At 51.6% G+C, this 26,879-nt stretch carries 24 protein-coding genes; 14 read left to right on the top strand and 10 right to left on the bottom strand.

The window, feature by feature from the left end:
• Positions 1-114: 114 nt before the first annotated feature.
• The 4 genes from ACYVJM_RS24105 to ACYVJM_RS24090 are packed head-to-tail and all read left to right on the top strand — an operon-like array spanning position 115 to position 2,881.
• Positions 115-720 carry a hypothetical protein gene (locus tag ACYVJM_RS24105; RefSeq protein ID WP_461150797.1) on the top strand — a complete coding sequence of 202 codons (606 nt, stop codon included), beginning with the start codon at positions 115-117 and terminating at the stop codon, positions 718-720.
• Entirely contained in the window at positions 717-1,142 is a 426-nt protein-coding gene (locus ACYVJM_RS24100; RefSeq protein WP_461150796.1) for a DUF2846 domain-containing protein, read from the top strand. The genes ACYVJM_RS24105 and ACYVJM_RS24100 overlap by 4 nt, the downstream gene beginning before the upstream one ends.
• A gap of 27 nt (positions 1,143-1,169) precedes the next feature.
• Complete coding sequence (locus ACYVJM_RS24095; protein WP_461150795.1) at positions 1,170-2,192, top strand: sensor histidine kinase; 1,023 nt, start codon at positions 1,170-1,172, stop codon at positions 2,190-2,192.
• Between the two features lie 5 nt (positions 2,193-2,197).
• Positions 2,198-2,881, top strand: coding sequence for a LytR/AlgR family response regulator transcription factor (locus ACYVJM_RS24090; protein ID WP_461150794.1), 684 nt, complete (start codon positions 2,198-2,200; stop codon positions 2,879-2,881).
• Between the two features lie 25 nt (positions 2,882-2,906).
• On the opposite strand, the gene ACYVJM_RS24085 is transcribed toward ACYVJM_RS24090, so the two are convergent.
• The 4 genes from ACYVJM_RS24085 to ACYVJM_RS24070 all read right to left on the bottom strand — a co-directional run bounded on the left by ACYVJM_RS24085 (position 2,907) and on the right by ACYVJM_RS24070 (position 7,933).
• Entirely contained in the window at positions 2,907-4,178 is a 1,272-nt protein-coding gene (locus ACYVJM_RS24085; RefSeq protein ID WP_461150793.1) for a replication-associated recombination protein A, read from the bottom strand.
• A gap of 185 nt (positions 4,179-4,363) precedes the next feature.
• Positions 4,364-4,963 carry an RNA polymerase sigma factor gene (locus ACYVJM_RS24080; protein ID WP_012925035.1) on the bottom strand — a complete coding sequence of 200 codons (600 nt, stop codon included), beginning with the start codon at positions 4,961-4,963 and terminating at the stop codon, positions 4,364-4,366.
• 101 nt (positions 4,964-5,064) lie between these two features.
• The gene (gene ade, locus ACYVJM_RS24075; protein ID WP_461150792.1) at positions 5,065-6,720 is read right to left on the bottom strand and encodes an adenine deaminase; all 1,656 of its coding nucleotides are present in this window, start codon (positions 6,718-6,720) and stop codon (positions 5,065-5,067) included.
• A gap of 4 nt (positions 6,721-6,724) precedes the next feature.
• Complete coding sequence (locus tag ACYVJM_RS24070) at positions 6,725-7,933, bottom strand: acyltransferase family protein (protein ID WP_461150791.1); 1,209 nt, start codon at positions 7,931-7,933, stop codon at positions 6,725-6,727.
• A 133-nt stretch (positions 7,934-8,066) separates the two neighbouring features.
• Here ACYVJM_RS24070 and ACYVJM_RS24065 point away from each other — a divergent pair, with 133 nt between their 5' ends.
• From ACYVJM_RS24065 to ACYVJM_RS24045, 5 genes are all read left to right on the top strand, one after another.
• The gene (locus tag ACYVJM_RS24065) at positions 8,067-9,740 is read left to right on the top strand and encodes a UxaA family hydrolase (RefSeq protein ID WP_461150790.1); all 1,674 of its coding nucleotides are present in this window, start codon (positions 8,067-8,069) and stop codon (positions 9,738-9,740) included.
• Between the two features lie 77 nt (positions 9,741-9,817).
• On the top strand, positions 9,818-10,591 hold the full coding sequence (locus ACYVJM_RS24060) for an SDR family NAD(P)-dependent oxidoreductase (protein ID WP_461150789.1): 774 nt from the start codon (positions 9,818-9,820) through the stop codon (positions 10,589-10,591).
• Positions 10,592-10,828: 237 nt separating this feature from the next.
• Entirely contained in the window at positions 10,829-11,683 is an 855-nt protein-coding gene (locus ACYVJM_RS24055) for a fumarylacetoacetate hydrolase family protein (protein ID WP_461150788.1), read from the top strand.
• A gap of 109 nt (positions 11,684-11,792) precedes the next feature.
• Positions 11,793-12,617 (top strand): amidohydrolase family protein, encoded by an 825-nt coding sequence (locus tag ACYVJM_RS24050; protein ID WP_461150787.1) that lies wholly within the window; start codon positions 11,793-11,795, stop codon positions 12,615-12,617.
• Positions 12,618-12,819: 202 nt separating this feature from the next.
• Entirely contained in the window at positions 12,820-14,307 is a 1,488-nt protein-coding gene (locus ACYVJM_RS24045) for a gluconokinase (RefSeq protein ID WP_461150786.1), read from the top strand.
• Here the strand turns inward: ACYVJM_RS24045 and ACYVJM_RS24040 are convergent.
• The 4 genes from ACYVJM_RS24040 to ACYVJM_RS24025 all read right to left on the bottom strand — a co-directional run bounded on the left by ACYVJM_RS24040 (position 14,278) and on the right by ACYVJM_RS24025 (position 18,420).
• Complete coding sequence (locus ACYVJM_RS24040; protein ID WP_461150785.1) at positions 14,278-14,790, bottom strand: GNAT family N-acetyltransferase; 513 nt, start codon at positions 14,788-14,790, stop codon at positions 14,278-14,280. The two genes, ACYVJM_RS24045 and ACYVJM_RS24040, sit on opposite strands and share 30 nt — an antisense overlap.
• 152 nt (positions 14,791-14,942) lie before the next feature.
• Positions 14,943-15,926, bottom strand: a complete 984-nt coding sequence (gene argC, locus ACYVJM_RS24035) for an N-acetyl-gamma-glutamyl-phosphate reductase (protein WP_461150784.1) — start codon at positions 15,924-15,926, stop codon at positions 14,943-14,945.
• 80 nt (positions 15,927-16,006) lie between these two features.
• On the bottom strand, positions 16,007-17,221 hold the full coding sequence (locus ACYVJM_RS24030) for a glycosyltransferase family 9 protein (protein WP_461150783.1): 1,215 nt from the start codon (positions 17,219-17,221) through the stop codon (positions 16,007-16,009).
• The gene (locus tag ACYVJM_RS24025; protein WP_461150782.1) at positions 17,218-18,420 is read right to left on the bottom strand and encodes an argininosuccinate synthase; all 1,203 of its coding nucleotides are present in this window, start codon (positions 18,418-18,420) and stop codon (positions 17,218-17,220) included. The genes ACYVJM_RS24030 and ACYVJM_RS24025 overlap by 4 nt, the downstream gene beginning before the upstream one ends.
• Before the next feature lie 286 nt (positions 18,421-18,706).
• On the opposite strand from ACYVJM_RS24025, the gene ACYVJM_RS24020 reads away from it, so the two are divergent.
• A complete protein-coding gene (locus ACYVJM_RS24020; protein WP_461150781.1) occupies positions 18,707-19,255 on the top strand; it encodes an HD domain-containing protein in 549 nt (182 codons plus the stop codon).
• Between the two features lie 190 nt (positions 19,256-19,445).
• Positions 19,446-20,330: a T9SS type B sorting domain-containing protein gene (locus ACYVJM_RS24015; protein ID WP_461150780.1), complete on the top strand. Its 885-nt coding sequence runs from the start codon at positions 19,446-19,448 to the stop codon at positions 20,328-20,330.
• Positions 20,331-20,361: 31 nt separating this feature from the next.
• On the opposite strand, the gene ACYVJM_RS24010 is transcribed toward ACYVJM_RS24015, so the two are convergent.
• Both ACYVJM_RS24010 and fabG read right to left on the bottom strand, forming a co-directional pair.
• On the bottom strand, positions 20,362-21,240 hold the full coding sequence (locus tag ACYVJM_RS24010; RefSeq protein WP_461150779.1) for a diacylglycerol/lipid kinase family protein: 879 nt from the start codon (positions 21,238-21,240) through the stop codon (positions 20,362-20,364).
• Positions 21,241-21,409: 169 nt separating this feature from the next.
• A complete protein-coding gene (gene fabG / locus ACYVJM_RS24005) occupies positions 21,410-22,147 on the bottom strand; it encodes a 3-oxoacyl-ACP reductase FabG (protein WP_461150778.1) in 738 nt (245 codons plus the stop codon).
• Between the two features lie 122 nt (positions 22,148-22,269).
• On the opposite strand from fabG, the gene ACYVJM_RS24000 reads away from it, so the two are divergent.
• From ACYVJM_RS24000 to glgB, 3 genes are all read left to right on the top strand, one after another.
• Positions 22,270-22,722, top strand: coding sequence for a YybH family protein (locus ACYVJM_RS24000; RefSeq protein WP_461150777.1), 453 nt, complete (start codon positions 22,270-22,272; stop codon positions 22,720-22,722).
• 225 nt (positions 22,723-22,947) lie between these two features.
• Complete coding sequence (locus ACYVJM_RS23995) at positions 22,948-24,624, top strand: putative maltokinase (RefSeq protein ID WP_461150776.1); 1,677 nt, start codon at positions 22,948-22,950, stop codon at positions 24,622-24,624.
• Positions 24,625-24,812: 188 nt separating this feature from the next.
• Positions 24,813-26,825, top strand: a complete 2,013-nt coding sequence (glgB, locus tag ACYVJM_RS23990) for a 1,4-alpha-glucan branching protein GlgB (RefSeq protein ID WP_461150775.1) — start codon at positions 24,813-24,815, stop codon at positions 26,823-26,825.
• Positions 26,826-26,879 lie beyond the last annotated feature (54 nt).

Raw genomic sequence — 26,879 nt, 5'->3', positions numbered from 1 at the left:
CTGGAAAGGTGGAAAGAGGTGATGAGTTTTTCGCGGTCGTGTTTTCTGCCTTGCATAGATAGCTGAAGGTACAAAAACTCCATCTATCATGCAGTTTTAGGCACTGGCAGAGTTGTGCAACAGCCACGTGCGTTTTTTAAGACCAATCAAATCAAGGAAAATTATGGCCTTGATAATTTTTTTGTTGTTGGTTTTGGTTACCGTCGGCAGCGGTTTAAAGGCAGTCTGTACGCGTCCTATGGCCTTGACCAGAATTCACGCACATCCGGTACTACAAACCAAGGTTCTCTGGTAGCCCGTCGTCAGAATTTTAGCGGTGCTGTTCTTTTTGTGGGGTACGACCTGGCAAATACCCGAAATCAACGCGTATTTTTAAACGCAGGTTTTGGCAGCATTCGGTATGATTACAATGTGTTCCGAACCACGAATCAGGCTGTCCCTTTCCAGACAATATTACAGAATAATCCTTCCGGAAACATTCCTTCCCTGTTTATAAGCAGTAGTTACTGGGATGTAAACATAGAAGTTTCTCAACGGGAAAAACGCAGGCATACACTTCAGTGGGTGAGCCGATTTGGTTACCGACGGAGCTTCACCGCCGATACCTGGCAGTCTGATGCGTATCAACTCATTAATGCCCCTTCGGACCGTGTCAGTCAGTTCTATGCTCAGTTAAGCCTGTATATTTCCCGCAACTACATGGCTCGTCAAAAGCGATGAGACTACTCATACTCCCCTGGCTCCTCTTCCTGCTAATGGGAAGTAGCCAGTTGCAGACCAACCAGCCGGAGCAGGCTCAGTTGATCCTGTACCGCGAAAAAGAGTTTATTTCAGGTATGGGCAAGGGCTACCCGTTTAAGATCAATGAGGAGAAAATGGGTAAACTCTCTCCTAACCGGTATGTTCAGCTAGCCGTAAACCCCGGCCGTATCAAACTGGAGTTCGATGGCAACTACCTTTCAGACAGTCGGCCGCTCTGGCTTCGTGTGCAGGCCGGTCAAACGTATTACGTAAAGGTCGTTGTGGAAATTGATTTTTTGAGCACCACGATCGTAATGGCTCCTGTTGATCCACAAAAGGCGCAACAGGAACTTAGCCGAATGAAGCCGGAATACACGCAGACAATTGTTAAACCAGACTAAATTCACCCAGTTCCAAACCGATAATCTGTGCGTTTATCCCCATCATTACGGGCCTCGCTGCTGTTGGCAGGCTGCTTAGTCGCGCTACTTAGCTATTGGGGCTGGCTTCTTTACCGCCTTTTAGGGCCGCAGCTCACGCAGGAACTGCCAGACTTAGGCAGTCTGGCTGGCTATCTGCTGGGTTTATTTGTACTCCTGCTTGGCATCTGGCTACTGGCCTACCTGAGCTACCGATTTACGTTTAGGCAGTGGATGCCTCAGCGCGAAAAACGGCTGTATTATTGGAGCTGGCTTTGCTGTTTGGCCTGGTTGCTGTTTGAACTGCTTCAATTCCGCACCGATCAGGAACCCGCTTTCGTTGACGAAAACATTCTGGTGACGTTATTATTGCTTGGCTTTATCATACTGTATGGCTTCGTTGCAGACGCTCTACAAAGCAAACGCCTGCAACAGCGATTGATTCAGCAAAAAACGGAGGCTGAACTAACAGCCCTTAAAGCACAGATTAATCCCCACTTTCTGTTCAATGCACTCAACACGATTTATAATGAAGCCCAGCAGTCTGATAATCAATCCGTAGCCGATTTGATTGAACAGCTAGCCAGCATTATGCGGTTTACACTTCAGGAATCCACTCGCTCGCTTATCAGCATTGAGCAGGAATTTCAATTTCTGGAAAAATACCTGGCTTTGCAACGTGCCCGGCTTCCTAAACTCGAGACGCTGCAGGTACATACACACCTGGATTGGGATGGTCAACCTGCTCAACTGCCCCCACTTTTGCTGATTCCTTTCGTAGAAAATATGTTCCAGTATGGCGTCAGCCTGGAGCATCCGGCAACACTTGAGTTAAACGTGCGGGTTGAGAACGGGCTGCTTGACCTGCGAGTTTACAACACACTTAGGACAGCTATCGGCCGCAAGAATGGCTCAGGAACAGGCATCAACAACGCCCGGCAACGGCTGGCGCTGCTGTATCCGGATCGGCATGAGTTGCAGATCAAACAGGAAACTCAATTCTTTATGGTTACTTTACGGATAGCTTTATAACCTTTATGCTTCGTGCCATTGCCATTGATGATGAACCCGCTGCGCTGGACGTGCTGAGCCGGTATGCCGACAAAGTTCCATTTGTAGACCTGGTGCAAACGTTTATCAATACAACCGATGCGCTGAACTATCTCTTCACGCACCGGGTCGACTTACTTTTTCTGGACATACGGATGCCTGACTTACTGGGAACAGATTTTGCCCGGTTAGTTGCGCCCCTTCAAAAGTCGATTGTCTTTACGACCGCTTACGCCGACTATGCGCTGGAAGGGTTTACCCTCAACGCGCTCGATTATTTGCTTAAACCTATTGATTTTACCCGCTTTCTGCACAGCTGCAATCGGGCGTATACTCAACACCTGCTTCAGCGGGGTGAGCCATCAGGTATTTTTGTAAAAGATGGGTACGACTGGGTACGGGTCAATCTAAGCGAAGTTCTGTATATTCATTCGGACACGAACCTGCTGTTTATTCATGAACCTGGTCGGCAGGTCAATACCCGCATGACCTTGGCCGAGATGATGGACATCCTGCCGGGCGAGCAATTTATTCGGATCCATAAATCGTATATCGTTGCGCTGAAAGCCATCCGTAAAATCGAACGCCATCAGGTTACGGTTGGTGATGTCATTATTCCGCTGGCGTCCGGCTACCGACAATCGCTGGAGCAGCGTCTGTTACGGAAATAGACTGCTATCCCCCCATTTCCAATAGCTAGTACCCATACCAGTCACCCCACCATTTCTGTAAGCTGCGTCGGATTTCGGCTTCGCGGGCATTGTGGCCGGGTTCATAGAGTTTGTGTCCTTTCAGATCGTCGGGCAGGAAATTCTGCTGAGCGAAATTTCCTTCGTGGGCATGAGCATACTGATACTCTTTTCCGTAGCCGATCTGCTTCATCAGTTTGGTAGGGGCATTGCGCAGGTGCAACGGTACGGGCAGATGCGCCGTCTGTTCGGCCAGCGCAATGGCCTCATCAATCGCTACATAACTGGTATTACTCTTGGGCGATGTAGCCAGATAAACAGCCACCTGCGATAGTATGATTCGCCCCTCGGGCATGCCAATGGCGCGGATAGCCTGTACTGCTTCTGATGCCATGATCATAGCCGTGGGGTTGGCGTTGCCAATATCTTCCGACGCCATAATGAGCATACGCCGGGCAATAAAGATCGGGTCTTCACCCGCCACGATCATCCGGGCCATCCAGTACAGGGCGGCATTGGGATCGGAACCACGGAGCGACTTGATAAAGGCTGAAATAATATCGTAATGCTGCTCTCCCGACTTATCGTACCGGGCAATATTCTGCTGCGCTACGACGGTTACACCTTCATCCGTAATAGTCAGCGGCTCTGCCGCCACATGGGCCGATGCCACCAGTTCCAGCAGGTTTAACAGCTTACGTCCATCGCCACCCGATAACCGCAAGAGAGCGTCATACGACTCGACGGTAATCTGTTTCGATTGCAAAAACCGATCTTGTGCAATGGCCCGGTCTACGAGTTGAACAAGCTCTTCCCGACTAAGCGCTTCGAGGATGTATACCTGACAGCGCGACAGCAAAGCGCTGTTTACTTCGAACGACGGGTTTTCGGTTGTTGCGCCAATGAGTGTTATCTGTCCTTTCTCAACAGCTCCCAACAACGCATCCTGCTGGCTTTTGTTGAACCGGTGAATTTCGTCGATGAACACTACCGGCGGAAACATCCCACTGGGCCGACTCAGCACGTCACGAATTTCTTTTACGCCCGAATTTATGGCACTCAGCGCAATGAATGGCCGCTTAACGGCCTCGGCCAGTAGCAGTGCCAGTGTCGTTTTGCCCACGCCCGGCGGTCCCCATAATATCATGGATGGTAAACGTCCGGCATCCACCGCCCGCCGAAGTGCGCCCGTCGGGCCGATTAGCTTCCGTTGACCAATAACATCATTTAGGGTTTGTGGGCGTACCCGCTCGGGTAGTGGCGTTGAGTCTGTATTCATTCAGCGAAGTTACCCGAACAACGGATTCTTCACAAACACAGCCTGATTCGAGACTTTACTTCAGTTGCCAACGTCGACCGGGAAAACGGTACGACCTCCTGTCGTTGGTAAAAAATATAGGACAAACAAAAAGCCGGTAACTGTGTGAAGGTTACCGGCTTGAGGAAGGTTTGGCAAAAACAGCGTCAGAGCGACACATTTTCAAGCGTAACATAGCGCTTGAGATTGCTCATAGCTCCAAATATTAAGTTGTACACCGATTGAATATTAATTTCCATCAGTGCAGAAATTTCTTCGTTGCTCATATTCTGGAAATAACGCAGATGAACGGCTTCGCGCTGACGGCGGGGAAGTTTGTCAAGCGCCTGATGCAGGCAGTCATTCACGTAGGAATCTTCTTCGTGTGCAATCAGCAGGTTTTCGTGTGATGGATCAGCTCCCGGCAGTGTATCGCCCACGCGCCGACCGTTGATCATATCGTCCTGGCTAACCAATTTCTGTTCGGCTGTCAGGTGGCGAACCAGCTTACGTTTGATGGAAGCCATCAGATAAAAACGAACGGAAGTGGTTGGACCTATGGTGTTCCGATGCTTCCAAAGTTCAACAAACAGATCGTGGATGCAATCTTTGATTAAGGCGCGGTCAGTAGCAAAGTGCGCGCAATAATGATAGAGGGTTTGAACATAATTTTGATACAATCGGGCAAACGCATTTTCATCGCCACCGCGGAACAGATTCCAGAGGGTTTCGTCGTCGGGGCCAGTTTGGGAGCGTGAGCGAGCCATAGTTTGTAAAAGGAGGTAAAGGTTAGGAATAGCCTAGGGAAGTGTAAACGTACCCATAAAAAATAGAATTTAAAACAGTTACCAAATAAAATTTTTTTCTGTCACGATTTGACTATTTGAAGAGGAACAAAATTGAACGTTTTGCCATCAAATAAGCCTAAGTCACTCAGTTTGACCTTAGGAATGACCAGCAGCGCCATAAAGGACAAGGTCATAAAAGGCGCCAGAAGGGTACTTTTAAGTCTATACTTCGCATATTGATCTAACCTAGTATACTGCTCGGCTATGGTATACCCATCCATATCGCTCATCAGCCCGGCCACGGGCAGTGGCAGCAGCATCGACTCGGCATTCGACCCACCCCCTACTGCCGATAAACCGCCCTTTGCCTCGATTATTAAATTGACTGCTCTGCAAATGCTCTCATCATCACAACCCACAGCCGTTATGTTGTGCGAATCATGACCAACGGAAGAGGCCAAAGCGCCGGATGTAAGTCCGAAATTTTTGATAAACGCTACGGCGGGGGGCGTATCCTGGTATCGATTTACGACAACGAGCTTTAACATATCCCCTTCAACATCGGGCACAAGCTGACCATTTTCAACCTTCGCTTCCCGATGCAGTTCATTCGTGATCAATTGCCCATCGAGCGCTTCAATAACCCGGATCAGAACAGGCCCTTCCGAAACGGTTGCCTTCACCGCAAAATCTTCGGGCTTTTTTGCCGAGCAGGAAAACTGATTCACGGGCTCGCTCCGCAAGTCAGGAATAATCGATTGCCCATCCCTGGCGACAACCTCACCGTTAATTACGGTTTGCTGAACCTGAAATTCCTGAAGGTCATTAACAATGATGTAATCGGCGGGGTCGCCCTCGCGCAGGAGCCCAACCGGCATTCGGTAGTGAAGCACGGGGTTGAGGCAGGCTGCCCGCAGCACATGCCAGAGTGAATGACCTTTTCCCAAAGCCCGCACGACCAGTTGATTAATATGCCCCAGTGCCAATGTGTCGGGATGCTTATCATCCGAGCAGAACATAATCTGGCCCGGGAACTCCGCCAGCAGCGGAATCAGGGCTTCGAAGTTACGAGCCGCACTGCCTTCCCGGATTAGAATGTGCATACCGCGTTGGGCTTTGTCAAGGCCTTCTTCATAGGTAAAACATTCGTGGTCGGTGCTGATCCCGGCGTCAATATATCGCTGGGCATCGTTGCCGGTCAAGCCGGGGGCATGCCCGTCTACAGGTTTGTTAAAGGCGTTGGCCAGACTGATTTTTGTCATCATGTCGGGGTCCTGATTCAGCACACCCGGAAAGTTCATTACCTCAGCCAGATAACCAATGTCTTTCATCGCCAGTAACTCGCGGACATCCTGCGGACTGATCGTTGCTCCTGCCGTTTCGAAAGTCGTAGCGGGTACACAGGAGGGTGCCCCGAACATAAACTTAAAGGAAACCCGACGAGCCTCTTCAATCATGTACTTTACACCGGCAATGCCCAGTACATTTCCGATCTCATGCGGGTCTGATACAGTTGCAACCGTACCATGAACAACGGCCAGACGCGCAAACTGGGGCGGTGTCAATAAAGAGCTTTCTACATGAACGTGGGCATCAACAAACCCAGGAAGCACATAGGGCTCACCGGGGCGTTCGGGACCGAGTTGGGTCAGTTGCCGAATACGCCCGTTTTCAACAGCGATGGTACCGTAATAAATAGTTTGATCGAAAAGATTCAGGATATTCGCTGTAAGCATACAATCAGATACGTATAAAGAGTTTGCGACGGTACATCCACCGCAGAATGAGGTAAAAAATTCCGAGCGTAACCAGACCCGTGAGCAGCGTTTCGTAGGCAGGACCGAAAACCAGGAAAGGACGCGTACCCAGATGCGTGTGGAGCGATGTGATAATAAAGCGGTCAATAAGATGTACCAGGCAGTAAATTGCAATGGAGTTCATGCCAACGACAATGAGCGGAAAAGCCCAGTTGCGCCGGTTGGCCACGTCAATAATGCCGTAGAAAAGCGCAAGCAGCCAGAAGCACCAGCCTCCGCTAAACAATACCCAGGCGGGTGTCCAAATTCGTTTTACGATGGGACAAATGCCTGCTACATGCAGCAGGATACCTACTGCCATACAGATACCGCCAGCCACCAGAAAACGCTTTAGCAGTGCCCGTTGGTCCCTATCTGAGCGTAGCCAACGCCCGGCCTGCAACCCAAGGATCATGGTACCCAGCGTTGGAATGAAGCTAAGGGTAGCATACCCCCCGCCATTGAACAGAAATGGTTTCTCTCTCGGGAATAAATTCAGGAACCAGGTATCGAAGGCCCAGGCGAGGTTGCTGTTCTTGTTGAAGTGAGCCATTATACCCCTGTAATGCTCCGGCCAGTCGGGCGGTACGCCCACGGCCGTGTAATCGAACCCGTCGGCAGGAGCAGGATAAAGGACAAAAGCCAGCCAGTAACCTATCAGCACAACAGCCAGAGCAATCCAGCCGGTTCGGGAACTGTACTTACCCAGTAAAAATAGAAAGGGGTAACCAAGACCGATTTGGGTCAGGGTATCTTCAAACGTAAAGTTTGTCTGACTGGCATGGGTGGAACGCAGGAAAATGCCGAGCAGGATTAAAATCAGCGACCGGCGCAGGGCATGACCAAACTGTGTCGCAAACGACTGCCCCTGGGTGGCCCGGCTGGCCATTGAAAAAAGCAGGGCAACGCCTACCAGGAAGGAAAAAGACGGCTGGATCAAATCATGCAGCGAGCACCCGGCCCAGGCGACATGACTTTGATGATGCGCCAGAAAGGCCCAAAAGGCACTATCGGGGAAAGTTTCGTGCAGGTGGTCGAATTGCAGCATCTCGGCCGCCATTAACACCATGACAAAGCCTCGATAGGCATCCATGGACATCAGCCGACCGGGCAACGCAAAGCCAGTCTCGGTAGTAGACAACGGTGGGGGCATAATTAAGGGAGGAATTAGTTGTCAAAACTTAGCATTGGCGGTCACATTCGCAACAGAGTTAGTTAAAGTTTTTGGCATAGGTGGTATATTTCGAACGAATGAGACTCTTTACTATAAAATAATCCTTTAGCTGATGCCTGCCCGTGTGTTAAAAGTTCACCCTGCCGATAATGTCATCGTTGCCCTGCGCAACCTGGCGGCTGGTGAACACATTGAGTTTGATAATGCCTTGTATGAACTTCCCTATGCCGTTGGGGCCAAACATAAATTTGTGACCGAAGACCGCCAGCCCGGCGATCCGATTACGATGTACGGCGTACTCGTTGGCAAGGCAACCCAATTCATCCGCCGGGGCGAACCCATCACAACATTCAACCTTAAACATGATGCGGATACGTACGGACTCGACAAAAAGCAGCCGTACTCCTGGCAACCACCCGACGTTTCAACCTGGGAAGGTCGCACGTTTATGGGCTACCATCGGGCCGATGGCAGCGTTGGCACCCGTAACTACTGGCTGGTGGTGCCACTCGTATTCTGCGAGAATCGTAACGTACTGATCCTGAAGGACGCTTTTGAGCGAGAGCTTGGCTATGCTCAACCCGAAACCTATCGGGTGCAGGTTCACGAGCTGCTGAGTTTGTACAAAGCCGGCGAAATGGACGTTGCTAAAAAGATGCAGCCGTTTGTCGACGAGTCCCAGAACCAGACGCTTAATTCGAGCCGACATCAGGTAAACCGTCCTTTCAGGAATGTAGACGGCATTAAATTTCTAACGCATGAAATGGGCTGTGGCGGTACCCGACAGGACTCCGCCTATTTGTGTTCGCTGCTGGCCGGGTTTATTAACAACCCCAACGTAGCCGGAGCCACTATACTCAGCCTCGGTTGCCAGCATTTGCAGACCGATATGATCTCGGCCGAGATTAAACGGCAGAATCCAAAGTTCGACAAACCACTCCTGCTGTTTGAACAACAGGCAGGCACAGAATACGCGTTGATGTCGGAAGCCGTTAAAGAAACCTTTTTGGGGCTTGTTGAAATCAATAAACTCGAACGTAAACCCGCTCCTCTCAGTGCACTGACGGTTGGGCTGAAATGTGGCGGATCGGACGGATTTTCCGGTATTTCGGCAAACCCGGCGCTGGGGCAACTGTCCGATATTCTGGTAACGCTGGGCGGTAAAACCGTGCTGGCCGAATTCCCGGAACTGAACGGCGTTGAACAAGAGCTGATCAACCGCACCGATGATACCGATAAAGCCCAGAAGTTCATCACCCTCATGGGCGATTACTCGGCTCAGGCCGAAGCGGTAGGCTCGGGCTTCGACATGAACCCATCGCCGGGAAACATTAAAGATGGCTTGATTACGGACGCGATCAAGTCGGCGGGGGCTGCCAAAAAAGGAGGGACAGCGCCGGTAGCGGATGTACTGGATTACGCCGAACCTGCTACTACCCCCGGCCTTAACTTACTCTGTACGCCCGGCAACGACGTTGAAGCAACAACCGGCATGGCAGGTTCGGGCACCAATGTTATCCTGTTTACGACGGGTCTGGGCACACCCACGGGCAATCCCGTTTGCCCGGTCGTGAAGGTATCGACGAACACCATCCTCAAAAATCGGATGCCCGACGTAATCGACTTCGATAGCGGTCCCATCATTGACGGGGAACAAAGCATCGAACAAAACGCCAACGCCATGCTGGAATACATTATCAGACTGGCCTCTGGCGAGGTAATTACCCAGGCCGAACGGCTGGGGCAGGACGATTTCATTCCCTGGAAACGGGGTGTTTCACTCTAAATTGGCGAAAGAATGAACGAGCGAAAGAGCGCTGGAATCCGCGCCCGAACGTTCATTCTTTCGCTCTTTCACTCTCTATGTTCTCTCTCAATAATAAAACCGCGCTGATTACGGGCGGGGCCAGCGGTATTGGGCTGGCTATTTCTCAGACGTTCGCCCAGGCGGGCGCAACGGTTCACATTCTCGAAATTAACGGCGAGTTGGCGCAGCAGGTTGCCAGCGACATTACGGCGACTGGCGGGAAAGCACATGCCCATACGGTCGACGTGTCCGATCAGGCGCAGGTGGTGGCATTGATTGGCCGGATAGCGACCGAAGCACCCATTGCTATTCTGGTGAACAACGCTGGAGTGGCGCATATCGGGAAAGCCGACACAACGGAGGAAGCTGACTTCGACCGGATTTTCCGCATCAATGTGAAAGGTGTTTACAACTGTTTGTATGCCGTTATACCTCACTTTAAAGCCAACGGTGGCGGGGTTATCCTGAATATGGCTTCGGTAGCGGCCACCCTTGGTCTCTCCGACCGCTTTGCGTATTCGATGAGCAAAGGGGCTGTCCTGACCATGACCTTGTCAGTAGCCAAGGACTACCTGAACGACAATATCCGCTGCAACTGCATCTCGCCCGCCCGCGTACACACGCCTTTCGTGGATGGTTTTATCGCCAAAAATTATCCGGGGCAGGAAGCCGAAATGTTCGAGAAACTCTCAAAAACACAGCCTATTGGCCGCATGGCCGCACCGGGCGAAGTGGGAGCACTGGCTTTGTATCTTTGCTCGGACGAAGCAGGCTTCGTTACCGGATGCGACTACCCACTCGATGGGGGCTTTACCCGGCTGAACAGCTAGGCACTTTTTAAAGCATCCTTTTGTAAATGTCGGGGACGAAATTCTTTTTCCATCCCCGACATTCGCTTGTTATACCTGTCCGGTAGCCGTGTTTTCAGGTAGTGCCAACCGTCTGTACGACAAACTGAAGCCCGTTCTACCAGAAAACAATCATTCAACAGTAAACCATTAGGTTTGCGGCAGAATGGTTAAACTTGCAGTCTAGACTGCTTTTCGTTTAAAGAATCTCCTTTCTGCATGAAACTCTTCCGCTTCGGCTCGCCCGACCACGAACACCCTGGTGTTGTATTACCCACCGGTCAACATATCGACGTAACGCACTTTGGCGAAGATTACGACGAATCGTTTTTTGCCAGCAATGGTCCTGATCGTCTGGCGCACTGGCTGACCGCTCACGCCCATACCTGCCCGGAAGTGTCGGCCGATGAGCGCTTTGGCCCGTGTATCAAACGCCCGTCGAAAATCGTTTGTGTGGGTCTGAACTACGCCAAACATGCCGCCGAAACCGGTGCCACCACACCCGCTGAGCCCATCCTTTTCTTTAAGGCAACCACAGCCCTCTGCGGCCCGAACGATAATGTGGTCATTCCGAAACGCTCCGAAAAAACGGACTGGGAAGTAGAACTAGCCATCATCATCGGCAAACGGGCCAGCTACGTCGAGCTGGATGAGGCTATGGATTACATTGCGGGTTACGCACTGCACAACGACTATAGCGAGCGGGCGTGGCAGTTGGAACGCGGTGGCCAATGGGTGAAAGGAAAAAGCGCCGACACCTTCGCTCCGCTGGGCCCCTACTTAGTGACGACTGACGAGGTTCCCGAGCCGAACAACCTTCATCTGTGGCTCAGCATCAATGGCGAACGCCTTCAGGATTCGAATACCGACGATATGATTTTCAACGTGCCAACGCTGGTTAGTTACATTAGCCAGTTCATGACCCTGCTGCCCGGCGACATTATTTCGACCGGCACACCCGCTGGCGTAGGTCTGGGCATGAATCCACCCTGGTACCTGAAACCCGGCGACGTAGTCGAACTAGGCATCGAAGGGCTGGGCGAACAGAAACAGACGGCCGTTAGCTATCAATAACTAGTGAATAATGGAACATGTAAACTGGATAACGAAGAACAATCCACTAGTTGTTTAAGCTTCGTTATCCAGTTTACATGTTCCATTTCACATTCTTCATTAGCAATGTATGACAATCGACGCTCACCAACATTTCTGGCACTTCGACCCGGTTCGGGACAGCTGGATTACGGACGACATGGCCAACATCCGGCGCGATTTTTTACCCGCCGACCTGGAGCCGGTTCTCAAAGAGAATGGAATTGATGGGTGCGTGGCCGTTCAGGCATCGCAGTCGGAGGAAGAAACGATGTTTCTGGTTCGAATGGCCCAGACGTACGACATTGTGAAAGGTGTTGTGGGCTGGGTCGATTTGCAGTCGGACCAGTTGCCGGAACGCTTACAGGCTCTCTCGACACACAGCCAGATAAAAGGCTACCGGCATGTGGCGCAGGCCGAACCCGACGACTTTCTGGCGCGTCCTGCCGTGATCGACGGGATTCGTCAGCTAGCTGATTTTGGCCTGACGTACGATATTTTGATCTATCCAAGACAGTTGAAAGCAGCGTTGCAGCTGGTGCGGGCGGTGCCCAATGTCAACTTCGTGATCGACCATTTGGCCAAGCCCTACATTCAGAAAAAGGAAATCAGCCGCTGGTCGAATTTCATAGGAGAGATCGCCAAAAACAAACACGTTTCGTGCAAACTCTCCGGTATGGTCACCGAAGCCGACTGGCATAACTGGAGCAAAAAAGACTTTTTCCCCTATTTGGATGTTGTCTTTGAAAGCTTCGGCCCCGACCGGCTTATGTTTGGCTCCGACTGGCCCGTATGTCTGGTAGCTGCCAACTACACACAGGTTAAAACGCTGGTTGAGGAATACGTTGTCAACTGGGGTGAAGAGGTCCGGGCAAAGGTCTTTGGCGGTAACGCCGTGTCATTTTACAAACTATAAAGGTTTTCTCACAGCGATTCACAGAGACTAGAAGCGATTCACAGAGAAGAAAACAAGAACCGTCGCTCAGACGCGTGCCCCGATTACCCTAAAACGCACGAGGTAACCGTGGCACGCGTCTGAGCGAAAATCCTACAAAAAGACTCTCTGTCCCTCCTTTGCTCTCCGCGAATTTGTGTAACAAAACCCTTCCCTTTCGTTTATGAATTGTTTTGTGGGTGTTGATGTCGGTACAACAAATATAAAAGCGCTGGCTATGCCGCCGGATCTAAGTCAGATTCTGGCCCATGCCTCCGCTCCCGTCACGACCCTCAACCCCGAGCCCGGCTATGCCGAGCAGGACCCGGCCGAAATTTGGGCAGCTTTTGTACAGGTCATCGCCGAAGTCAGTCGCGAAGTAGCGCAGGGTGGGCATGTCATTACACATATCGCCTTCTGTACGGCCATGCACAGTCTGCTGCCCATGAACGCCGACGGGTCTCCCCTTGGGAATGCCATTCTCTGGTCTGACAACCGGGCCGAAGAACAAGCTAAAGCCTTACGGTCTACTCAGGCAGAATTGGGGAAGTCGATTTACGCCCAAACCGGAACGCCCATTCACCCCATGATTCCGCTTTGCAAACTGGCTTGGCTACGCGAAAATGATCCACGACTGCTGCGTCGGACGGCCCGTTTCGGCTCGATCAAGGAGTTTTTATGGCATAAACTAACCAGTCAGTTTGAGGTTGACTTTTCCATTGCCACGGCCACAGGACTATTCAACGAAAGCAAGCGGACATGGAGCGAACCGGCACTGAACTATGCCGGTGTCCGGGCAGACCAATTATCGACACCGGTCCCAACAACATCTCAGCGCTCTTACCAGCCCAGCCCCGAAACCGCCGGTACGGGACTTCAGGCGGGTGTTTCGCTGGTCATTGGTGCGTCGGATGGCTGTCTGGCCAATCTGGGTGCGGGGGCCATTAAAGCCGGAACGGCCACGCTCACCATTGGTACCAGCGGAGCCATCCGCCAGACGGTCCGCCAACCCCTGCGTGACGCTGAACTTCGCTTATTCTGTTACTTTCTGGACGAAGGTTATTACGTAGTTGGCGGCCCAACCAATAATGGCGGTAATGTGCTGGAGTGGCTCACCGAAAAACTAACCTTGCAGGATACAGACGCCGTTCTGGCCGAAGCCGCCACCATTGATCCCGGCTCCGATGGGCTGCTGTTCCTCCCCTATCTGCAGGGCGAACGAGCCCCGTTATGGGACGCTTCTGTCCGGGGGGCTTACCTTAATGTCGACTGGCAGCACACGAGAGCCCATTTTGTCCGGGCTGCGCTGGAAGGGGTTTTATTCAATTTACTCAGCATCAATGAACTTCTGATTGACCACACAGGACCGGCCAGGGTTATTCACGCCAACGGAGGCTTCGCCCAGTCGGACCTTTGGGTACAGATGCTGGCCGATATGGCGGGCGTTCCGGTACGGCTCAACGCCAGTAACGAAAGCGGCTCCATGGGTGCCATCCTCCTGACGATGAAAGCCATCGGCGCGGTAAAAACATTGGATGAAGCTGCGGAGAAGGTTGCCTTTGGGAAGACGTTTCAGCCCGATCTGGACCGCCATACCGTTTACCGGAAGGAGTTTACGAAATGGCAGGACGCTCAGAAAACACTATATGTCGATGGCGGGCGTACCAAATAAGAGGCTTTCCTCACCGTCGCTCTTGTACATGAATTTTCGTTCGAAACGCAGTCCAAGCTTTTCGAGCAGATGAATGGACGGCTGATTCATTGGGCTGGTGATGCCCAGAATCCGGCTGATGCCCAGTGTTTCGCGGGCGTACGTCATCAGCGCCGAAGCCGACTCATATCCGTAACCACCACCGGTAAAGCCCGGCAAGAATGCAAACCCAATATCAGGGGCATCCAGCATCTCGCGTTTGAACAGACCACACATGCCAACCGGCTGTCCGGTCGCTTTTATGGATACGCGATACGACCCGTAACCAAGCTGCTCATAATTTGTCAGCGGACCGGTGATGAGGTAGTTCTCGGCATCATGAAGCGTCCGCACACCCCGGTCGCCGATAAACTCCAGCCAGGCAGGCATGTTCAGCAACTCCAGTATAAACGGAGCATCGTCAATGGTAAACATCGAAAGCCTCAGTCGTTCCGTTTCGATCATGGCTCAATTATGGTGTGGGGAATGTTGGTATTTATGACGTCCGGACCAAACTGGCTTCTTCAGTGGTGTCAGGTTGGTAATCTGACACCACACTTAACTTGTCATTCATGTTAATAACTTTGTCTAAGCTAAAGCCTGGTCCTGATGCGTTCTTAGAACGCAACTGATTTCAGCCGCAAGCCCGTGTCTTCCGGCAAGCCAAATACCAGGTTGAGGTTCTGAACGGCATGACCGGAGGCCCCTTTGGTGAGGTTATCGATGACACTCGTGATCAGTAACTGGCCGTCGTGTACTTCCAGGTGCACCAGACATTTATTGGTATTTACCACCTGTTTTACATCCACCGGCGCATCGCTGACGTGCGTGAACGGGTGGCTTTCGTAATACGTCCGGTATAGTTGCTTCGCTTCGTCCAGCGTTCCGGCAAAAGGTGTGTAAACATTGGCCATGATGCCCCGTGTGAAATCGCCCCGGTAAGGAACGAAATTGATGGCCGACGTAAAATCAGGCTCCAGCTGGGTCAGACTCTGACGAATTTCGGCCAGGTGCTGGTGCGTAAACGCTTTGTAGATCGACACGTTGTTGTTACGCCAGGTAAAGCCCGTTGTGGGCACCAGTGCCTGCCCCGCACCTGTACTGCCGGTTATAGCGCTTACCTGGACGTCGTCGGTCAGTTTACCGGCTTTCGCCAGGGGTAACAGTGCCAGTTGAATGCTGCTGGCAAAGCAGCCGGGATTGGCAATACGCATGGCTTCCTGAATACGCTCCCGGTTTAGTTCGGGCAGACCATATACGAAATCATCGTGCTCATCCCGAAAATCGGCGCTCAGGTCAATTACGGCAATATCGTCGGACACCTCGTGTTCCGCCATAAACGTTGCCGAAGCGCCATGTCCCGAACACAGGAAAATAGCATCCAGGCCATCCTGAGTTAGTAATTCACTAATTTCTTCACCCGAAAAGGTGAGGTCGGTATCACCCAGCAGATCGGTATGGGTAGCCCAAACGGGTTTACCCGCCTGACTTTTACTATGTGTAAAGGCCACATTTACGAACGGGTGATTGATTAGAATACGCAGTAACTCACCACCCGTATACCCGGCTCCGCCAATAATGCCAACGTTTATTTTTTCCATGTTTTTGTAACGACCGCGTTCTTTTATTGATTCAATGTTGTGCCAGCATTCACCCCTGAAACCGGCTATGAAGGCCGGATTTATGGAGCCAACACCCGGCTTTGTTCACTAAGTGCGCGAAACCAAGCCAGCGCTCGGCTTAGTACACGCTCGTCGAAATCCGTGACGTATTCACTTTCAAATCCCGGCCGGTGGAGCGTTAAGAACCGGCTTAACGCATGATTGTGAATGACCAGGGTTCGCTTGCTGGCAATGGGAAAGAATTGAATACCCACGCCATTTGTCTGAAACGATAACGTCGGACAACCCAGACAGCATAGGTGCATAGGCAGCGAATCGAGTGTAAAAGCTGCCTCCGCCTGTTCGCTCAGGCTGGCCATATCCTGAAGACTTAACTTATTGACCGCCAGAACTAGTCTGTCAACAGCCGTTGGGTTGGTTGCCCGAACCCGTTCGTATACCTCCGTTGTGAAGGCTTTCTGCCCGCTAAATACCAGTGGATGGGGGCTTTGCTGTAGCAATTGGGTGGCTAACCGGCACCAGTAGTCGACCGGCAGCATCCGAATGGGATCTCCCGACTCAGGACAAATCAGAATGGGTTTGCTTGCAGGTACCGGGTAACCCAGCTTAGCCCATAACTGCTCCGGCGATTCGGGCGGATGAACGAAGTAAGGTTCGATAGTTTCCAGTCTGGCCGTAACGCCCATCGGCTTCAGGAGCCGGAGAATCAGGTCAACGTTATGAACTTCGCCGTCCGGCATAAAAAACTCATCATCGAGCAAACCGCCAAACCCCCTCGTTCCGTAGCCAATTTTGCGTTTTACCTTTAGGTAAGGCAGGATAAAATGCATGGGCGAATCCGAAAAACGAATATCGATAGAGTAATCATAAACGGTGTCGCTGAGGGTTTTGATAGCGGCCTTGGTCGTTTGCCAGAAATCCTGCCATTTCTGAAGTTTGGACAGCGGCCGACGACTTGTGCCAATATGATTGAGGTGGATAACCCGCCGGATGTACGGGTTATCCTGCCAAATGGGGTCGCACCAGCTACCCGCCAGTATGTCAATCCGGGCATTGGGGTATTGCTGCCGGATCAACGGGAATGTGTACGACAGAATCAGCGCATCGCCCAGATGCCCGGAGGTCATCAGGAGAATGGCGGGCTCGTCGGTAACGGGCAAGCTATCCTGCTTACGTGCAGACCTGCCGGCGTAGGCATCAACGACTATGTCTAACAGTTGCAAAGGATAGGCAATGCTCCGGGGAGCGCAATATTTCCGCGCTTTTCCAATCACTGGTTATTGATTTTCTCGTAGATCATCACCTGATTGGAAGCCACTTTCGAGAAGCCGCGCACGTCGTCGCCCGTCCAGGCATTGTTCATTTCGCCATACGAACCGAATTTCGACGACATCAGATCGTGATCCGACTCAATACCCATTACCTGGAACCGGTAGGGTGCCAGCAGTATATGCACTTTACCCGACACATGCGCCTGCGAATCGGCCAGGAAGGTTTCGATGTTGCGCATCACGGGGTCCATAAATTGACCTTCGTGGAGCATGGTGCCGTACCAGTTGGCTAACTGCTCTTTCCAGTACAACTGCCATTTGCCGAGCACGTGCTTTTCCAGCGTGTGGTGCGCCTTGATGATAATGAGGGGCGCGGGGGCTTCGAATCCAACTCGCCCTTTAATCCCGATAATGGTGTCGCCCACGTGAATGTCGCGGCCAATACCGAACGGACCGGCCAGTTCGGTCAATTTCCGAATGGCGTCGACCGGATTATTGTACGTTTCGTTGCCGAATGCGCCGGAAATACCTTTGATTTCGCCGTGCTGGAACGTGATCGTGATCGTTTCCGACTCCGATTTGGTCACCTGCGTTGGCCAGGCCGACTCGGGCAGGAACTGATCCGACGTCAGCGTTTCTTTACCGCCCACCGATGTACCCCACAAGCCTTTGTTGATCGAATAGGCTGCTTTGTGCCACTCCTGATCAACCCCTTTGGCTTTCAGGTATTCGATTTCCGCTTCGCGCGACAGGCGCAGGTCCCGGATGGGTGTGATAATTTCGGCTTCGGGCGCAATGATCCGGAATGCCATATCGAAACGAACTTGATCGTTACCGGCACCCGTGCTACCGTGCGCAATAGCCGACGCGCCAATTTCGCGGGCGTATTCGGCGGCAGCAATGGCCTGAAAAATCCGTTCGGCGCTTACGCTGAGCGGGTAGGTGTTGTTCTTCAGGACATTACCAAACACCAGAAACTTCAGGCATTGCTGGTAGTAGTCATCTGTTTTCGAGATGGTTACGTGAGACTTAACTCCTAATGAATAGGCCCGTTCCTCAATCGCTTTGAGCTCGGCATCCGAAAAACCGCCCGTATCAACCAGCACCGAATAAACATCCATGCCGCGATCTTCAGACAAATATTTAACACAGAAGGAGGTATCGAGACCTCCGCTAAAGGCGAGAACTACTTTTTGAGACATTAGAGAGAAAGACGCCGGGCAATGACTCGCTCGTTGTCGGAATGGTTTTGGTGGGACAAATATCGGGCTTGTTCATGAAAAACCCGACTGAAATTGTATCCTTTCGTGTATTAGGCCTGTAGCGTGTCGACTGAGTAGGGTTACCTGTGGTAAACCACTTCCCAATTTGGTCCGAATAAAGTACCTTGTTGTTCGGCACTGACCCGTACCTAACACGAAAATTCACTGCTAAGCCATCAAAAGCACATTGATAACCAATTCGTTACCGTACATACCTCTATAAGCTATGAGCATCCAATCCATCTACCAGAAAACGATAAAGTTTGCCGCCGGAAAGCATGGCGAAATGAATCAGACTATTCCCGGAACAAACCTGCCGTATGTCGTACACCTGAGCAATGTTGCTATGGAAATCCTGCTGGCGGCTCAGGAAACCAAAGACTTTGACCTGAGATACGCCATTCAGATTGCCTTACTGCATGATACCCTGGAAGATACGAATACTACGTTTGAGGAGTTACAGGAGACCTTCAGTAGTGAAGTAGCCCAGGCAGTACTGGCGTTGACCAAAAACGAAGACATGCCTAAAGATGGGCAAATGGCCGACAGCCTCACCCGAATCAAAAAGCTTCCCAAAGAAGTATGGGCGGTAAAACTGGCCGATCGGATTACCAATTTACAGGCGCCACCCGCCCACTGGTCGTCTGAAAAAATACAGGCCTATCAAACGCAGGCACGACAAATTGCTCAGGACCTGCAAGGCGGCAACAGCTATCTGGAGAACAGACTCACCCTGAAAATTAACGAGTATTCGATCTACTGCCTGAAAAACTGACAGTTGCCTGCCGCCTGATTTAATAAGCGTAAACTACACCAGCCAACTTAGCTGGCATTAATAAATCATACAAAGAGAAACAGATAGCTTCGCTTATTTTCCTCTACTGGTTTGTGTGAGATTTTCTATAAAATTTACACTACAAGAATATGATCGGCTGGTCCAAACTACTCACCTAACTTAAACGGGGATGTATACCCTATTGGCTATACCAACCTTACTTTTAGTAGTCTTTACTGTAGCTAATGCGCAAATCAGAGGCATTAAAATAAGCGGAGACACCTGTTCCAGCCAGACACTTGCTCTTCAGGCGGAAGGCACGAGTAGTTCGCCCTACTTTTCATGGAACTTTGGCGATCCGGCAAGTGGCACCAGAAATTCAGTAACGATAACCGGTGCCAGCCCATCCCCATTTCCCACACATACGTTTAGCAGTGCCGGTATCTACAACGTTTGTGTTTCGTTTCAGGAGCCGGGCTCCCCTGTCGCCACCGTTTGCAGACGACTTTCTGTTGGCTTATGCTGTACTGGCATTATTTCGACCCAGGACAGTTGTTCACAAAACAGAATTCCGTTCGCTCTGGTCTCTTCGGCCTCAGTCAATTCAGTTATCTGGAATTTCGGTGATCCTTCTTCCGGAACAGACAATACAGCAACGAACGTGTCTCCATCGCATCAATTTTCAAGTCCGGGTACATATATCCTAAAGGCAGTTGTGACCTTCAACTGCGGCACCAGAACGCTGGAAAAGACGATCAATATCATCTCCTGCGACACACCACCTTCTTCAACTTGCCTCTTTTATGTTCCAAAGGCTTTCTCGCCCAATGATGATACTGTCAATGACTTCTTTTCGCCGGTAAAAAGCCAAAATTGCTCATTGGAAGAATATGAGTTGATCATTTTCAACCGATGGGGTGAGGTTATTCATCAAACGACAAACCCGGATAACAAATGGGATGGAAAATATAAAGGCATAGCCTGTTCTGTTGGGGTTTATCCGTACCTGATAAAATTCAAGTTTGTTTCGCAAGCCAGACAAACCAGCAAAGGAAGCATTACCCTGGTAAGGTGATCAATACCAACCGCCGTCCCGGTCACAGGCCCTACAGTAAGACCAGTAAGCTCCCCGGCAGTACCCGGACGTTGACCTGACCGGCAGGCAAGGTCAGCGGCTCGCCATCGGCATGAATAAGAAGGGGGCCATCGGCTTCTACGGTGGCGTTGGTAACGGATTTTCCGCGCCAGTAAGGTGATTGATTAAGCGTCTTGTTAAATAACCGCCAGGTGAGGACACCGGCTGCCTGGGTAGGAAATGGGCGAATTTCGCACTGCTCCAGCCGACCGTCGGCGATGTTAGCCGTGGGCGCCATCCAGGCATTATTTCCGAACTGCCCGGCGTTGGCGAAGGTGAGCGAGAAGAGTTTCTGCTCCTGCCCATCCAGCAAAAATACCGGAGGCTTATACCCAAGAAACGCCTTGAACGCCGTCCGGATGTAAGTTGGGAGCCCCCGGACGGGTTGCCGGGCAAAGGCGTGTGCCACATAGGCTTCAAACCCAAGGCCGGCGGTACAGAAAAACGGATGTTCGTTGATTTCGCCACTGTCAATGACCACCGGGCGACCCGCCAAAGCGCGTTCAATGGCTTTCAGCGGAGCGAGCGGAATGCCCAGATGGCGGGCCAGCCCGTTGCCGGAGCCAATGGGCACGATACCCAGTGCCGTAGCCGACCGCCGTAATGCTCTGGCCGTTTCATTGATCGTGCCGTCGCCCCCAATGGACAGTACACGGTTAACACCCCGTTTCACCGCATCGGTGGCCAGTTCGGTAGCATGGCCGGGGTGCGTGGTAAAAATGGCCTCGGGTGCATAACCGAGCGCTTCAGCCCGACGCATAAACGCATCCTGAAGCAAGGCTTTCTGGGCAACCGACGTTGTACCCGACAGTGGATTGATGATGGCCAGAACGGCCGAACGACTACTCACTCAGGAGAAGAAAATAAATAAGATTAAAATAAAAACAACGATAAAAATATAGTACCAACCATCGGAGAAGATGTATGGTTTGTAATCGTTGTAGAACTTCCGAACCTTTTTCATGAATTGTTACGCTAGATACGGGTACAAAGATAAGAGGTGGTTTTCGGTATTCAGTCTACAACGCCTGCCCGCCGTTAACGGCCAGTACGTGTCCATTCACAAACGAGGCTTCGTCCGATGCCAGAAACAGATATGCGTTGGCAATATCTTCCGGCTTGCCAATACGCCGAACCGGGATGGTCGCCACGGCCTGGCTGCGCACCTCATCGGGCATGGCATCGGTCATGGCCGTTTGGATAAACCCCGGTGCCACGGCATTGGCGGTAATACCTTTAGGCCCCAGTTCTTTGGCCCATGACCGTACCATACCGATGATTCCTGCTTTGGCAGCCGCGTAGTTTGTTTGTCCGAACGCCCCGTGAACGCCATTGATCGACGATGTACAGATGATACGCCCGTATTTTTGCTCCACCATATAGGGCGCAACGACTTTTGTACAGGTAAAAACGCCCGTCAGGTTTACGTCGATCACCTGCTGCCATTCGTCAAACGACATTTTCAGCAGGGTTTTGTCACGGGTGATACCGGCGTTGTTGATCAGAATATCGATCCGGCCGTACTGCTCATGTACAGAACGGGCGGCCGCTTCAATACCGGGCACATCAGTAGTACTTACATGCTGGAATTGGCAGGCAAACCCCTGGTTGCGCAGTGACTGAGCGGTAGCCTCCCCTTCATCCAGCAGATCCCAGATGACAACGGTGGCTCCTTCGCGGCAAAACACCTCGGCAGCCGCTTGTCCGATTCCCCGGGCCGCCCCGGTAATGATGGCAACTTTGTTCTGTAATCTCATAACCTGGTAAGCAGGAAATCCGTTAGCATTGAATCAACGAATAACGCAAAATTCCACTCGATTAACCAATATTGTTTGGGTTATAGACTGTATAGCCTAGCTTTAGTCAAAACGCTTTCTTTATGAAACAACTCACCACTATACTCCTCTTTTGCCTGCTCGTTCTTCCGGCTCTGAGCCAACCTACAACGCAGACTCAGGCCGATAACCGCGAACGACGGGCTATCCTGGAAATCCTGAAGCGGCAAACCGACGACTGGAACGCCGGACGTATCGACCGGTTTATGGTTGCCTATTGGAATTCCGATTCGCTGACATTTATTGGTAAGGCGGGGATTACGTATGGGTATCAACCAACGCTCGCTAATTACAGAAAGCGCTACCCCAGCCGGGCATCGATGGGCACACTAAAGTTTGACATTCTGGAACTGGATTTACAAACACCCAATATGGCCTACGTAATTGGCCGTTTTCACCTCACCCGCCCCGAAATTGGCAACGCAGAGGGATACTTTACCTTACTCTGGCGAAAAATCAACAATCGCTGGGTCATTGTAAGCGACCATACGAGTTAGCCGGAAAACGGGTTCGGGACCGCTGATTGTCAGATTTAACCGCTCTCCAAAACTCGTGTCTCTGTCTGGTCGACACGGAGTGCCTTACCCTACACTTACATAATATTGGTTTACTTGGCCTTTTCTTATTATATATTCAAGAAACTTTTGACTTTGGTGGTGAAGCAGCTAAAAACAATACCGTGTCAAAACTGCTTGAATAGACAGTACTCCTGAACGCTACTCATGCTGATTACGCAACCCATGACTTCCGATACTGCCTGGCGCGACGCCCACTCAGCCCCTCATTTCTGGGAAATGCTGGCGCAGAGCCTATTGCCTCCTTATATCAACACCTGTCGCTGGTTTGCTGGCAAAGCCCGCCCTCAAACTGGTTTTTCGGTGCAGACGGTTCATACCCTGCCGCTTGCGGATGGCGATATGGCATATCTCCTTATTCTTGAATCGACCTATGCCGATGGCAGGCCGGAAACGTATTTACTGCCAATTTCCTTCCTGACCGATCAAACAACGCATACGCTGTCGTTTCAACCGGCGGCTATTCCCGAAAAAGCCCGGATCAGCGATACCATTACGATTGGCAGACAGATGGGTATGCTCATCGACGCTATCTATGATGACCGATTTCGGGACGTGCTGTTTACGGCGATCTACCAAAATCAGACCATGCCGCAAACCGATGGAACCCTCACGTTTCATCGGGGCAAGGGACTCGAAGAAGGCGACGAACGGCTTCCGTCGCGGGTGCTGCCGGTCGACTCAAGCAACTCGGCCATGACCTTCGGTGATAAATACTTCCTGAAACTCTACCGGAAACTCTTCCAGGAAACGAACCCGGAAGTTGACATGGTAGCATTTCTGACCGACGAAAGTGACTTCGAACACATTCCGGCTTTTGGGGGCAGCATTATCTGGCAGGGAAGTGACCGGCCGGATATTACGCTGGGAATGGTACAGCGGATGGTACCCAATGACAAAGATTCGTGGATGCAAACCGGCGATTACCTCAACGATTTTCTCTACGCCGTACCGCAGCGGCTGTTTGCCATTCGGGAGGATGTGTTCGATAAAGTGGAACTGCTGGGTCGCCGAACGGGCGAGATGCACTGCGCCCTCTACAAACCGTCCAGGCCCAACGCCCCAACCGACCCGGCTTTCGCACCCGAACCGTTTACGGACGAGTATCGGGAGTTTATCATCAAACGGTTCGAGGACTTACTCGAACGCCGATACGCACTGTTAATCGACAACTATACCAAACTCGACACGCAGGCGCAACGGCTGGCCTGGGTGTTTATGGAAGCCAAAGAGATGATCGACACGTTCATCGCCGACTTCCGTACCCGCCCCCTCAGTTCGCAGCGCATCCGAATCCACGGCGATTACCACCTTGGGCAGGTACTGGCAACGGAAAATGACTTCGTGATCATCGACTTTGAGGGCGAACCTGAAAGCAGCATTGCCGAACGAAAAATAAAACACTCCCCGTTGAAAGATGTGGCGGGTATGATTCGATCGTATCATTATGCCGTTTCGGCCAAGCTGTTCAACTCGGTCGAAACCGACGAACTTAATCCCGAACACCTGCAACGTGTATCCGATCGGTGGTTCTATCTGATTCGGGATACCTTTCTGGATGCCTATCTGGACGTATTTGGTGCCCCTCACCCGCTTTTCAAAAACAACAGCGAGATCAATTTTCTGCTCCTGATCTACCTGCTCGAAAAGGCCGTGTATGAATTGGGATACGAAATTAGCTATCGCCCCTCCTGGGTTAAGATTCCGTTGAAGGGTATCATCGATGTAATCCGTGAGATCGAGAAAATCCGGCTGAGTGATGGCGAAGTTGCGCCCCACGTGCCCATGCTGCAAACAGGACTGCTGCAAACAAAACGCAACTAATTTCTTCGGCAAATCACAATAGCAAGCCTGCTGTCAGAATGCCCTGATTGGTGGGGAGACCCCTGTTTTTCGTAGAAAGCGAGGGCGGTTGCGCTATAAATTGAGATCATGTATCTGCGAACGGTGAGGATTTTTTCTAACTTTCAGCCCCTGAATACGTTCAACAACGTATCTATTTAGTTCCAACAATGGCAAAACGCAAAACTCCTACCCCCTCGGCCGAAACCGAACAAGCGGTGCAGCCTGCTCTACCCGAACAAGTCACGAGCCAACCGGCCTCGTCGGACAAGCCGACCCAACAGGATGGGGTTTACTCCCGCTTCACTGATTTCGATATCCACCTCTTCCGGAGTGGGAAACACCAGAAGCTATACGATAAATTTGGCGCTCACGTTGTTGAGCACAACGGTGTTATAGGCACTTATTTCGCCGTCTGGGCACCCTCGGCCCGCTACGTGGCGGTTATTGGTAATTTCAACGGCTGGGACAAAGGCAGCCACTCCATGAATGTTCGCTGGGACTCGTCGGGCATTTGGGAGGTGTTCATCCCAAACATCGGCCGGGGTGAAACCTATAAGTATTTCATTGTCCACGAAGGCGGACGCGAAGTAGAAAAAGGCGATCCCTACGCGCACTGGTGGGAAGTGCCGCCCAAAACCGCTTCGGTCGTTTGGGATACCTATTACGAATGGCAAGATCAGGAATGGATGGCCAATCGGGGGGCGAAAAACGCCCTCAACGCGCCTATCTCCGTCTATGAGATGCACATGGCCTCCTGGCGACGCGACCCCGGCAACCCGGAACGCGAACTGACCTATGGCGAAATTGCCGATGCGCTGGTGCCTTATCTTCAGGATATGGGGTTCACACACGTGGAGTTCATGCCGGTGATGCAGTATCCGTACGCACCTTCTTGGGGCTACCAGATTACCGGCTATTATGCACCCAGCAGCCGTTTTGGTACACCGCAGGAGTTCATGAAACTCGTCGAAAGGCTGCACCAGGCGGGTATTGGCGTGTTGCTGGACTGGGTTCCCTCCCACTTCCCCGGCGATGCCAATGGGTTGTACGAATTCGATGGCTCGCACCTGTACGAGCACCCCGACCTACGCAAAGGCTATCACCCCGACTGGAAAAGCTACATTTTTAACTACGGCCGACCCGAGGTCCGCTCGTTCCTGATCAGCAATGCCATGTTCTGGCTCGACCGCTGCCATGCCGACGGTTTGCGGGTAGATGCCGTTGCTTCGATGCTGTATCTGGACTATTCGCGCAACGCCGGCGAGTGGGAACCGAACGTGTTTGGTGGCCGCGAGAATCTGGATGTTATTTCGCTTATCAAAGAGATCAACGAAGCGGTTTATAAGGAATTCCCCGATACCCAAACCATTGCCGAAGAGTCAACCGCTTTCCCGGGCGTATCTAGGCCGGTTTTCATGGGTGGACTCGGCTTCGGAATGAAGTGGATGATGGGCTGGATGAACGACACACTTCGCTATTTCCAGCGCGACCCGGCTTTCCGTAAGTTTCACCAGGACGAACTGACGTTTAGTACCGTTTATGCATTCACGGAGAACTTCATGCTGCCGCTATCGCACGATGAGGTTGTGTATGGCAAGCACTCCCTGATTGGTAAAATGCCGGGCGATGAATGGCAGCGATTTGCCAACTTACGACTGCTTTTCTCGTATATGTTTACCCATTCGGGCACCAAACTGCTCTTTATGGGGGGTGAGTTCGGGCAAACTTCGGAGTGGAAATTCGATGCCAGCCTGGATTGGCACCTGCTCGACTATGGACCCCATAAAGGCATGGCGGCTTGTGTGAAAGCACTGAATACGCTTTACAAAGCTGAACCAGCCCTTTATGAGCGTAATTTCACCGCCGATGGTTTCGAATGGATTGACACAACCGACCGCGAGAACAGTGTTATCACCTACATTCGTAAAGGCAACCGTCCGGAAGATAACCTGCTGATCATCCTGAATATGACTCCTGTTCCCCGCTCCGGTTATCGCATCGGCGTGCCGTCGGCAGGTTCGTACAGGGAAGTCTTCAATAGTGATGCCGTTGAGTTTTTCGGCAGTGGGGTCAGCAATTCGGAATCTATTGCCAGCTATGAGCAAGTGTGGCACGGCCGTCAGCAATCCATTGATGTAAACGTTCCTCCCCTGGGAGCTGTGGTTTTAAAATTGATTTAGTGAAGCATAAAAGGAAGTGGATAGTCTGTGGATAGACTATCCACTTCCTTTTTT

Source organism: Spirosoma pulveris (assembly GCF_054781875.1).
Note: the sequence above shows the minus strand (reverse complement) of the source record. Positions and strands in the feature narration are given on the sequence as shown.